The following is a 12,181-nucleotide window of genomic DNA, read 5'->3' on the forward strand; positions in this document are numbered from 1 at the left end:
AGGGCCGAGGCAGAGAAACGGATGTTCAACAAATCCGCACGGCGTCGGACGAGCGGTTAGCCTGCCGCCGGGAAGCCCACTCGAACCTTTTGCCAAGCGTACTCGTCGTAACGTTATCCCTCACCGATAAAGCCCTCAGGTGCAGCCCATGCTCATCTATCCAAAAGCCCACTTTCACCCCTACACCCACGCGAGCGGCGGCTGGGGCTCGGCACAGTCGGTGATGAAAATCCTCTGGCGCGAGCAAGCCTTTGCCAAGGCCACCAAAGCGCTGCTCAAACAGAACAAGCCCGATGGCTTCGCCTGCGTCAGTTGCGCCTGGGCCAAACCCGGCAAGCCGCATGCCCTGGAGTTCTGCGAAAACGGCGCCAAGGCCACGGCCTGGGAACTGACCTCGCTCAAGACCTCACCTGCGTTCTTCGCCGAACACTCGCTCAGTGAACTGCGCCAATGGTCTGACTACGCACTGGAGCAACACGGTCGACTGACCCATCCGATGCGCTACGACGCGGCCACCGACCGCTACCGCGAAACGTCATGGGAGGAGGCTTACCGCGAGATCGGCGCGCAATTGCAAACGCTGCAACCCGACAGCGTGGTGTTTTACGCCTCGGGCCGCGCCTCGCTGGAAACCTCGTTCATGTACCAGCTGTTCGCCCGGGCCTATGGCACCAACAACCTGCCCGACAGTTCGAACATGTGCCACGAAAGCACCTCGGTCGGCCTGCAGGAAAGTATCGGCATCCCCGTCGGCAGCGTGACGCTGGAAGATTTCGAGCACACCGACTGCCTGTTTTTCTTCGGCCAGAATGTCGGCAGCAATGCCCCGCGCATGCTTCACCAGTTGCAGGATGCGCGCAAACGCGACGTGCCGATCATCACCTTCAACCCCTTGCGCGAACGCGGACTGGAACGCTTCGTCAATCCGCAATCACCGGTAGAAATGCTCACCCCCGAATCCACCGTGATCAGTACCCAGTATCACCAGGTGGCGATCGGTGGCGACACGGCCGCCCTGCTCGGCCTGGCTAAAGTGCTGCTGGAGCTGGACGACCAGGCGCAGCGCGACGGGCGTGCGCCGGTACTCGACTACGCCTTTATCGCCGAACACACCGAAGGCTTCGAGGCGTTTGCGGCGATGGTTCGCGCCGCGCAGTGGCCGACCATCGAGCGCCGCTCCGGCCTGAGCCGCGGCGCCCTGGAAGCGGCCGCGCAGGTGTACGCGCGCAGTAACCGGGTCATGATGATCTACGGCATGGGCCTGACCCAGCATCGGCACGGGGTGCAAAACGTGCAGATGCTGGTGAACCTGTTGCTGATGCGCGGCAATTTCGGCAAGCCGGGCGCAGGCATCTGCCCGGTGCGCGGCCACTCCAATGTGCAGGGCCAGCGCACGGTGGGCATTACCGAAGACCCGAAAAAAGTCCCGGTCGAGCTGATCGAGCAGCAGTTCGGCTTCAAGGTGCCGGAGCAAATGGGCCTGTGCACGGTGGACGCCTGCGAAGGCATTCTGGCCGGGCGTGTGCGCGGCTTCATCGGCCTGGGCGGCAACTTCCTGCGCGCGATTCCCGACACGTCGCGCATGGAGCCGGCCTGGCAAACCTTGCAACTCAATGTGCAGATCGCGACCAAACTCAATCGCACGCACTTGCTGCCCGCGCAACACCAGTGGCTGCTGCCGTGCCTGGGGCGTATAGAAATCGACCGGCAGCAGGGTGTCGAGCAAACCTGGGCCACCGAGGACAGCACCGGCTGCATCCACGGCTGGCATGGCAGCGCCGAACCGGTCAGCGCCCACGTGCGCGCCGAGGCCAGCATCGTCGCCGGCCTGGCCCAGGCCACGTTGCCAGCGGGCGGCTCGATTGACTGGCAGCGCTGGAGCGCGGACTACTCAAAAGTGCGCAGCGCCATCAGCCTCATCTACCCGCAAATCTTCCACGACATGGAAACTCGCATGGCCGAACCGGGAGGTTTTCACCGCCCCATCGCCGTTGCGCAGCGCGAATGGCTGACTGAAAGCGGCAAGGCACAGTTCGTGCTGCCCGCCACGCTCAATGAAGACGATGACGTCAACACCGATGTGCTGGCGCGTGACGTGCTGCAACTGATGACGCTGCGCAGCAACGACCAGTTCAACACCACGATCTATGGCTACGAGGATCGCTTTCGCGGCATCAGTGGCACGCGCGAGGTGATCTTCATGCACCGCAACGATATCGCGCGGCTGGGTTTCGAGAACGGTCAGGGGGTGATGTTGACCACCGCCATAGAGCCTGAGGTCAAGCGCCAGGTCGGCCCGCTGGAAATCGTTGCGTATGACATCCCCGAAGGCTGCGCCGCGGCGTATTACCCCGAATGCAACCCACTGGTGCCGCTCTGGCACCACGCCGAACGCAGCAAGGTGCCGGCGGCCAAATCGGTGCCGATACGCTTGAGTCTGCCGGTTGATCAACGCTTGGGCGAGAGCCCGACGGCGCAGGCCACCACCGCCGGATCGCCCTGGTAGATCGCGCGTGGCACCGCTGACGGCACGCTGGTCCGGCTGTCAACGGCGCGCAGCACCGGGCGTTCGACGGTTGGCAGGCTATGGTCAGGATCGACCACTTCCATGCAGCGACGCAGCGAGTTGAAATCCGGCGATTGCGACAGCGACAAGTGCAGGGTCTGGCTGACCGATACCGACACCACCGAGCTTTGCGCACATTGCCCGTCGTAGATCAGCGTGTGGCGAATCAGCGGGTTGTCATGGCAATACTTCAACAGGTTGACCTGCCGCGAGTGCACCAGCGCGGTGTTGATGATCAACAGGTCGAACGCCACGACGCCCGAACGAGTCAGTACCTGCAGTTCGTCGAACGAGCTCAAGGGGACGATACGGTGATAGCCCAGCTGGTTGAGCATTTTCTCGATCTTGATCCGTTGCAGAATGTCTGCATCGGCAATCAGAAGGCGTAACGCTTTATTGGACATAGGTAAACCTGACAGTTGGGCATCCGCGTCGATCATTCAACGCTGACCACGTTACCTGTCAGGGGTGAAACCTGACTTTAAGGCGATTCTGAAACGGTAACCGGGTACAGCCGCGCACTTTTAAGAATCGCCTGAAAGCCCCCGCTGCGCCCTGCCCCTACCATGGGCCGCGTTCCCCCACGCTCCCATGGATTCATCTGTGCTCATGTTTTTACTCAGAATGATGATTTTAACCTGCGGATTGCTGGCCCTTGCACCGCCGCCTGCCAGCGCCGCGCTGAAGGTCGAAGGCACACGCCTGATCTATTTCGGCCATGACCGCGAAGCCAACATCGGCGTGGTCAACCAGGCTGCACGGGAGGTGGTGGTGCAAACCTGGATCAGCGGCGAGGACGAAGCCAGCAGCCACAGCGTGCCGTTTGCCGCCACCGAGCCGTTGGTGCAACTGGGCGCCGGCGAGCATCATCAGTTACGCATCCTGTATGCCGGTGAAGGGTTGCCCAGCGACCGTGAATCGCTGTTCTGGCTGAACATCATGGAGATCCCGCTCAAGCCGGAAGACCCCAACAGCGTGCAGTTTGCGATACGCCAGCGGCTCAAGCTGTTCTATCGGCCACCCGCGCTCAAAGGCGGTTCGGCCGACGCGGTGCAGCAGCTGCAATGGCGCAGCAACGATGGGCGCACCGTCACGGTCAGCAATCCCAGCGCCTTTCACCTGTCGCTGGTGAACCTGCAAACCGACGGCCAGGTGCTCAGTGATTACCTGCTGCTCAAGCCTTTCGAGCGCAAAACCCTGACCGCGCCAGGCCCGTTGCCCAAAGGCACCACCCTCCACTTCACCGAAATCACCGATATCGGTTTGCAAGCCCGCCACAGCGCGGCGCTCAACTGATGGTTCGCGGGGTATTTGCACCAATGTCACTCACCAAACGAATGCTACCCATGCTGCTGTGGGCCTGCGCAGTCCTGCCCGCCACCAGCCATGCGCTGGCCTGCCGTGAGGACGGCAGCGACTCGATCATTACCAAGGAAGCCCTGGGCACCGCCCTGGCGGTGGCGGCCGATGCGCCAAACGGCAGCATTATCTGGGAGTCCGGCCCACGCTCCACCAATGTGATTTGCAAAGATGACTACTACTACGGCCGCGAGGAAATCTACTTCTACGTCAACCCGGCCAACGTCAGCATCGGCACGGGTATCCGCGTGGGTATTCGCTATAACAACCAGCCGATCACCCAAAGTACCGGCAAGGTCGGCACCGGGTTCTTTTCCGACCGCGGCTGCAACCTGACCAACTGCAAAGGCTGGGAAAAGGCGCGCTTCACCCTCAACTTCAGCGTATTCATCGAGAAATACGACCCGACGCCTCCCAGTGGCCAGGCCAGTACCCTGACCGAGTATCGGGTGTTCCAGCTGGACGGCGTGCGCGGGCTGAACTCAAGGCCCAACAGCAACTTCAACTACGTGGTCACCGGCATGAACGGCATCCGCTTCGTGCCCTGTACCCCCGAGCTGACGATCAGCCCCAGCGTGGTCAGCTTCCCGATGCCCTCGCGCAAGTTTGCAATCGGCGAAGTCGCCAGCACCGCAAACTTCAGCTTGAACCTGCGCAAAGGCTGCGACACGCCTTATACCGTCAGCGCGCGCTTCGCCACCACGCCAGGTGGCGGCAGTGTGATCAATGGATTGCTGGTACCGGACAACAATAAATCGGTGGGCATCGCCCTGTCCCGCGCCGAGAGCCAACAGCAATTGCCGTTCGACAATTGGTTCACGCTGCAGAACCTCATGGGCCTGGGCCAGAGCCACGACGAATTCCGCGCCGATTTGAAATGGCGCACCCTGCCGATTCCCGGCGCATTCGAGGCCGCGGTGGTGGTGGATATGTATTACAAATAGCTGATTTTTAAGGATCGTCTTATGCCACGCGACACGGCCGACGCTTAAAGTCCGCCGATGCGATTGAAAAGTTATCTGCTCCAGATCAACCCCGTCCTCTCCCGACCCGAAGCAGCCAGAAGGCTGCTTCGTATTTTCGCGACCGTGCTGCTCATCGGCATCCTCAGCGGCGTTTACACCTTTCTGCTGTCCACCTTCAACAACGATATTTCCCAACGCCGTGGCTACATGAGCAGCGCCATCGCCGAAGCCCATACGTTTTTCACCAACCGCGAGGCGCTGCTTGAAAGCCTCAGCCTCTCGGCGGTGCGCAAGCAGTCGAGGATTTACCCCTCCTCTCCCGAAGAAGAGCATGTGCAGCTGGGCGACACGCCGGGTAACCAGTGGAGCATCTGGCTGACGGCACGCCTGCGCGACTACCTCAAGGCCAGGCAACTCAACCTGCTGTACGTGAACGCCGGCCCTACCCCGCAGGTGACACGGGTGTATGACGCGACCGCGCAAGTCCTGCCGATTTCCAAGTGCATGCTCAACCGCCTCAAGGCCTTGCAGCACAGCGATCCGTCCACCCTCAACGAGTTGTGGCTGAGCGACCGCACCGAACACCATTCGCACCTGTACATATTCATCCGTCTGGATCGCCAAGACCCCACTTCCGGCTGGCTGGGTCTGGAAATGGAAAGCCGTGAAGTGTCCTCGACCCTCAGCGACCAGAGCGCCGGCGAGTTCATGATGCTCAACTCCCAGGGCATGCTGGTATTTACCAACAGCGACGACACGCAGATGCGCCAGCAACACCTCAGGCCCAAGGAAGAAAGCTTCTTCGGCTTTGTCGGCAACGGCTTGCTGCCCGATCACCTGGTGATCCGCAAGCACCTGAAATCCTCGGACTGGCAGTTGATGTATTCCATCGACCTGCGCGCGGTGGTCACCGGCTTGTGGAAACAGCTACTGGGTTCGCTGCTGTTCTGCCTGTTCAGCCTGACGCTGATCTGGCTGGTGATGCGCCGCGTCGATCAGCGCTTCATCATTCCCTCGATCCATCGCATCCAGGCGCTGATCGAAAGCGAGGCGTTCGGCCGCGATGTGATCCAGACCGCGCCTGTCGCCCTGTGCGTACTGCGCCGTACCGACGGCCAGGTGGTGCTGGAAAACACCCTCGCCCAGCAATGGCTGGGCCACGGCCCGGAGCGCGAGGCGTTGCGCGCCGGTTGGATCGCGCAGGCCTACGCCGGCGAGCCGTCCGAACGCAGCGATTACTTTGAAACCATCGACGGCCGTCACCTGTACCTGAGCAGCGCGCCGACCCGTTACAGAGGCGAAGACGTGCTGTTTTGCGCCTTCAGCGATATCAGCGCACGCAAACAAGTGGAAGCGGCGCTGGAAGAAGCGCGGCAGTCGGCAGACGCCGCCAACGCCGCCAAGACCTTGTTCCTGGCGACCATGAGCCATGAAATCCGCACGCCGCTGTACGGCGTGCTCGGCACTCTGGAATTGCTGGCGCGCACACAACTGGACGCCCAGCAGAAAGACTATCTGCAGGCCATCGAAGGGTCTTCCTCGACCTTGCTGCAACTGATCTGCGACGTGCTCGATGTGTCGAAGATCGAAGCCGGGCAGCTGGCTCTTGAAATGAGCGAGTTTTCGCCGCTGGACCTCGTCCACGAAATCATTCAGGGCTACGCCGCGGCCGCCCAGGGCAAAGGTTTGCAGCTGTATGCCTGCTTCGACCCGAAGCTGCCGGAACGGCTGATCGGCGACGTGACACGCATCCGCCAGATCCTCAACAACCTGCTCAACAACGCCGTGAAGTTCACCGACTACGGGCGCGTGGTGCTGCGCGTCAAAGTGCTTGGCCGCGATGGCGAGCGCTCCAGTGTGTTGTGGCAAGTCTCGGACACCGGCAAAGGCATCGCCCAGGAAGACCAGGCGATGATTTTCGAGCCCTTCTACCAGAGCGAAGGCAACACTAACGTAGTTGCCGGCACCGGCCTGGGCCTGCCGATCTGCCAGCGCCTCACCGAATTGATGAACGGCAATATCCGCATGGTCAGCGAACTGGGACTGGGCAGCAGCTTCAGCCTGATCCTGCCGCTGGAAGAAGCGCCGACGCCACCGATGACACCGCTGCTGGCCGAGACGATCTACGTGGTGTCGCCCATCCCGGAACTGGCGCATTCGATCAGCGGCTGGCTGCGCCGCTGGGGTGCACGCGCTCAGACCGGACTGCCGACGCTGCCGGAAAGCCATCTGCTGCTGCAAGTGCATCCCGGCAGCGTCGATCCATCGCTGGCGCCCGAGTGGCCGGGCCCGGTGATTCACGTCAGCAGCCATGCCTGCACCGCGCTGGAGGCCGAGGCCGGCGCCTGGCACGTCAACCTCAACCACTTGGGCGCTGTTCATCAGGCCGTGAGCCAGGCCCAGGGGCTGTGGGTGGCCCGCGCCGGTGAGCAGACGCGTCAGCGTGACTTGAACAAACTCAACCTGCACCTGCTGGTGGCCGAGGACAACATCATCAACCAGCTGATTTTGCGTGACCAACTCGAAGAACTCGGCTGCACCGTGGAGCTGGCGGCCGATGGTCAGGAAGCGTTGCAGCTGTACACCGCCGGCAACTTCGACGTGGTGCTGACGGACGTGAACATGCCCCACATCAACGGCTATGAACTGGCGCGCGAACTGCGTCGTCAGGGCTGCCCGTTGCCGATTATCGGGGCCACCGCCAACGCCATGCGCGGCGAGGCCGACCTGTGCCTGGCCGCCGGCATGAACCATTGCCTGGTCAAACCCTTTGCGTTGCGGGCTCTATTCAACTCCCTGGCGCCTTATGCACGGATCACCCATGAAGCCCCTTAGTATTTTGATTGTTGAGGACCATCCCCTGCAGCACATCTACCTGCAGCACCTGCTCAGTGAGTTGGGGGATTTCATGCTCGAAACCGCCGAGGACGGTAAAGAAGCGCTGGAGCGTCTGCGCCAGCGCGATTTTGACCTGGTACTGACCGACCTGCTGATGCCCGGCATGGACGGCGTGCAGTTTATCCAGTGCCTGGCCAGCCTGCGCTGCAAGCCGGCGCTGGCGATCATGAGCGCGGCGTCGCGGCGCATGCTGATGGCGGCCAGCCTGGTGGCGAAAAACCTCGATGTGGAAGTGATCGGGCTGATCTCCAAACCGGTCGCCGCCGACGCCCTGCGCAGCCTCGTCGACCAACTCAGGAACACAGTGCGCAAACCCTCTCCCGAATTGCCCGAGCACCTGGACATCGACCGCCACACCCTGGTGCACGCCATGAGCAGCGGCCAACTGCAGGCCTGGTTCCAACCGAAAAAGTCCCTCGCCAACGGCCGTATCGTCGCCGCCGAAGCCCTGGTGCGCTGGATGCATCCCGAGCAAGGCGTGATGCTGCCCGCCGCGTTCCTGCCGGCGATCAAGGCATTCGAGCTGGAGGAGCGATTGTTGTGGGTGGTGCTCAAACAGGCGATCCACGCCCAGGAACGCTGGCGCCAGCGTGGCTACGAAATACCGGTGTCGATCAACTTGCCCACGCACCTGCTCAACAGCCATGACCTGGCCGACCGCTTGCTGGAATTCGTGCTGCACCACGACGGCATTCCGGGAATGATCTGCTTCGAACTGATGGAATGCTCGGTGCCCCAGGACATCAGCAACTTCTACGCCGGCGCCTGCCGCCTGCGCATCAAGGGCTTCGGCCTGTCCCAGGATGATTTCGGCAAGGGCTACAGCTCGTACTTGAACCTGGTCTCCACGCCGTTTACGGAATTGAAGATCGACCAGGCACTGGTGCAGGGCTGCCACGACAACGAGGGCATGGCGCAGGCCCTGGCAAGCATCATCGCGCTGGGCCGCAAACTTGGCCTCACGGTGGTGGCCGAAGGGGTGGAAACCCCGCAGCAACTGGCTCTGCTGCGCAAGGTTGACTGCAATCAGGTGCAGGGTTTCCTGATTTCACACGCGGTCTCTTCAGAACAATTTCAACAACTTCTGAACAATGATGGCCCCGCGACATCTCACTAGCTGGCGGCCGCGGATTATCTGTTCGATAGTAAGGAGTCAGCTCCATCCTGTGCCGATTTATCCTGCGCCTGCGGAAACCCCTGATGAAGCACAACAACGCGGTCCTCGAAGCCTTCACCCGCAGCTCGTCGCGCCTGAACAAAGGCCTGATGGTGCTGCTCGGGATCGCGTTGCTGTTGGTGCTGACCAACTACTGGTCACTGCAACGCGGGGTCGAAACCCGTTACGGCGCCACGCGTTTTCATTTTGCGCGCCTGATGGAGAACCTGGCGGAGCAGGAGTCGTACCTCAAGAGTCTGACGCACCCGGGCATCCAGGCCGAACTGTTGCGCGCCACCAACGTTCAGGTCAGCCTCAAAAGCCGCATGGTCGACAACCACCGCACGCTGTACGAAGGCCAGAAATATTCGTTTTCGGTACCGTTCAGCGTCAAGTTTGACGAGCAGCAGATCAGCGCTGCCGCCCGGTCGCAGATTTTTGCCCTGGGCGCGCACCTCACCAGCTATTACAGCGCCTTCTGGTCGTCATCGCCCTATGAAGCGCCACAAACCTTTCTGCTCAATCGCCAGACGCCTTACGCCATCACCGTTCCGTCGGTGGGCTACCAGCGTCGAGAAAGCGCCGAAGAAACCGGCAACCTGGTGGCGCTGGTCAACGCGGTGCAACAGACCCTCGAGCAGACGCCGCAGCCGCTGGAACAGAACCGCGTGTACTGGCAGGCCGGTCCCGCACCTGCGCACCTGCTGGCCTATATCGGCCTGCCCCTCGACGGCCAGGGCCAGGCGGTGGTCGGCACCTTGCTCGACGTGGCTCAGGTTGACGATGTGCAGCGCGCCCTGGACCACTCGGCCTTTGACCGCTTCACCCTGATTGCCCCCGACGGCAGCCGGCTGGTCGGGCCAGACGTCGGTGTGCCGCTCAGCGATGGCGTGCACTTCAGGGCCGACGGCTTCGAATTCAAGATTACCCAACGCGGCGACCAGCCCTGGAGCGCAATCTATGGGCTGAACTACTCGCACTTTTTCCATTCGGCCTTGTGGCCGCTGAGCAGCCTGGCCCTGTTGCTGGGCATCCTGATTACGCTGTGCTGGGGCGGTAGCCGCTGGTACCGGCGCCAGGTGATCAACCCCGCACGCCTGGCGCACGAACGCATCGCCGAAAGCGTGGCGTTCAGCCGCGTGATCATCGACACCGCGCCCACGGGCCTGTGCGTGGTGCGGCGCAGTGACGGCAAGGTGTTGATCGAGAACCAGCGGGCCCAGCAATGGCCAGGCACCGCGCGGCTGGTCTCCGCATTGACCGGTGTGCATGACAGCGCCGACAGCGGCGAGACGCACCTGGAGATCGAAGGCCGCCACCTGCAGATTGGCTTCGTCTCCACCCGTTACCAGGCCGAAGACGTGCGCCTGTATGCATTCAACGACATCACCCGGCATATCGAAGATGCCCAGTCGTTAGAGGACGCCCGCCACGCCGCCGATGCCGCCAACGAGGCCAAGACGCTGTTCCTGGCGACCATGAGCCATGAAATTCGCACGCCGTTGTATGGCGTGCTCGGCACTCTGGAACTGCTCGGCCTGACCGACCTGGACCCGCACCAGAAAACCTACCTGCAGACCATACAGCGTTCGTCCGCGACGCTGTTCCAGCTGATCAGCGACGTGCTCGACGTGTCGAAAATCGAGTCCGGGCAAATGGCGATTGAAGCCGTGGAGTTCTGCCCGCTGGACATGCTCGAGGACACCCTGCACACCTACGCCGCCTTCGCCCAGCGCAAGGGGTTGCAGCTTTACAGTTGCATCGACCCGCAGCTGCCCGACAGCGTACTGGGCGACCCGATGCGCATTCGCCAGATTCTCAACAACCTGGTGAGCAACGCGCTCAAGTTCACCGACATCGGACGCGTGGTGATCCGCGCCCGGGTCACGGCGTGCGACGCCGAGTACGTCAATCTGGAATGGCAGGTCACCGACTCTGGCGTGGGCATCCCCGAGGCGCAGCAGGCCAAGCTGTTCGATGTGTTTTACCAGGCTCCCGACACCGCCGGCGAAGGCGGCGCCGGGCTGGGGCTGCCGATTTGCCGCTGGCTGGCGCAAATGATGGACGGCGAGATCAAAGTGGTCAGCGAGCCCGGCCTGGGTAGCAGCTTCACCCTGAAAATACGCCTGCCGCTGAGCAGCGGTGCGCTGACCAACCCGCCGCTGATCGAACCCAGCGCGACGCCTGTGTATGTGCAGGCGCCGGTGCGCGAGCTGGCGCAGTCGCTGTGTGACTGGCTCAATCGCCTGGGCATTGCCGCGGCCCTGGCGGCGCCCACGCCGGAACAGGACAGCCGCCAGGCGGTGCTGGTCGATCTGCTGCCCAGCGAGCCCGCCCGCTACTGGGCCGGGCGACGCGTGCTGTGCCTGCCCGGCGCGCACAGCCCGCCGCTGCACACGGCACAGGGCTGGGTCGTGGACGTGCACGACGTACGGGCTATCGCCACCACCGTGTCGCTGGCCCAGCACGGCAAGCATGAGCAACCGCCGGCGGCCCTGCCACAAAGCGCCGGGCAGCTTGGGTTGCGCATCCTGGTGGCCGAGGACAACCCGATCAATCAGGCGATCATCAAGGAACAACTGGAGGCGCTCGGCTGCTCGGTGACCCTGGCCGCCAACGGCGAGCAGGCGCTGCAGTTGTGGCAACCGCAAGCCTTCGACCTGGTGTTGACCGATGTGAACATGCCCTTGATGAATGGTTATGAGCTGGCCCGCACGCTCAGGGCGCATGACCCGCAATTGCCGATCATCGGCGTGACCGCCAACGCCATGCGCGAGGAAGGTGTGCGTTGCCTGGCGGTCGGCATGAACGCCTGGATCGTCAAACCCCTGAGCCTGCAAACCCTGCGCGCGCAGTTGGTCAAGCTGTGCCAGGTCAAGGCGCCGGTCGAACCGCCGCCCGCGCCATTCGACGACCACGTGCAGCTGTCGGACAAGATGCGCCCGCTGTTCATCAGCAGCGTGCAGCAAGATTTGCAGCGACTCGGCGCGGCACTGGCGCAGCGTGATGCGCGCGCGCTCGCCCAACTGCTGCATTCGGCCGCCGGCGCACTGGGCGCCGTGCAGGCGCTCCCTCTGGCCCAGGCCTGCATCGAGCTGGAAAACGCACTGAACCGCGGCAGCCTCGACACCACGCTTGAGCTCAAGGTGAAGGCGGTGATGCAACGACTGTCGGCCGTCCTGGACACTCTCCAGCCCGGGCACACTTCCCTCACTTGAACTGGCACTACGGACGGCC

General features: G+C 62.6%; 7 protein-coding genes. 6 read left to right on the forward strand and 1 reads right to left on the reverse strand.

Annotated elements, in window-relative coordinates; translation table 11 throughout:
* Window positions 1-148 precede the first annotated feature (148 nt).
* Window positions 149-2,506 (forward strand): FdhF/YdeP family oxidoreductase, encoded by a 2,358-nt coding sequence (locus tag FPT15_RS27345; RefSeq protein ID WP_145165905.1) that lies wholly within the window; start codon window positions 149-151, stop codon window positions 2,504-2,506.
* Here the strand turns inward: FPT15_RS27345 and FPT15_RS27350 are convergent.
* Window positions 2,449-2,970 (reverse strand): chemotaxis protein CheY, encoded by a 522-nt coding sequence (locus tag FPT15_RS27350; protein WP_145165906.1) that lies wholly within the window; start codon window positions 2,968-2,970, stop codon window positions 2,449-2,451. The two genes, FPT15_RS27345 and FPT15_RS27350, sit on opposite strands and share 58 nt — an antisense overlap.
* 220 nt (window positions 2,971-3,190) lie before the next feature.
* Here FPT15_RS27350 and FPT15_RS27355 point away from each other — a divergent pair, with 220 nt between their 5' ends.
* The 5 genes from FPT15_RS27355 (at window position 3,191) to FPT15_RS27375 (ending at window position 12,162) form a co-directional block, all read left to right on the forward strand.
* The gene (locus FPT15_RS27355; RefSeq protein WP_256676527.1) at window positions 3,191-3,862 is read left to right on the forward strand and encodes a molecular chaperone; all 672 of its coding nucleotides are present in this window, start codon (window positions 3,191-3,193) and stop codon (window positions 3,860-3,862) included.
* 50 nt (window positions 3,863-3,912) lie between these two features.
* Window positions 3,913-4,869 (forward strand): fimbrial protein, encoded by a 957-nt coding sequence (locus FPT15_RS27360; RefSeq protein ID WP_256676528.1) that lies wholly within the window; start codon window positions 3,913-3,915, stop codon window positions 4,867-4,869.
* Window positions 4,870-4,926: 57 nt separating this feature from the next.
* Window positions 4,927-7,725 (forward strand): ATP-binding protein, encoded by a 2,799-nt coding sequence (locus FPT15_RS27365; protein WP_145165909.1) that lies wholly within the window; start codon window positions 4,927-4,929, stop codon window positions 7,723-7,725.
* The gene (locus FPT15_RS27370) at window positions 7,712-8,905 is read left to right on the forward strand and encodes an EAL domain-containing protein (protein WP_106578938.1); all 1,194 of its coding nucleotides are present in this window, start codon (window positions 7,712-7,714) and stop codon (window positions 8,903-8,905) included. The genes FPT15_RS27365 and FPT15_RS27370 overlap by 14 nt, the downstream gene beginning before the upstream one ends.
* A gap of 83 nt (window positions 8,906-8,988) precedes the next feature.
* The gene (locus FPT15_RS27375; RefSeq protein ID WP_145165910.1) at window positions 8,989-12,162 is read left to right on the forward strand and encodes a hybrid sensor histidine kinase/response regulator; all 3,174 of its coding nucleotides are present in this window, start codon (window positions 8,989-8,991) and stop codon (window positions 12,160-12,162) included.
* Window positions 12,163-12,181 lie beyond the last annotated feature (19 nt).

This window comes from Pseudomonas sp. RGB (assembly GCF_007713445.1).
In the GTDB taxonomy this organism is placed as follows: domain Bacteria; phylum Pseudomonadota; class Gammaproteobacteria; order Pseudomonadales; family Pseudomonadaceae; genus Aquipseudomonas.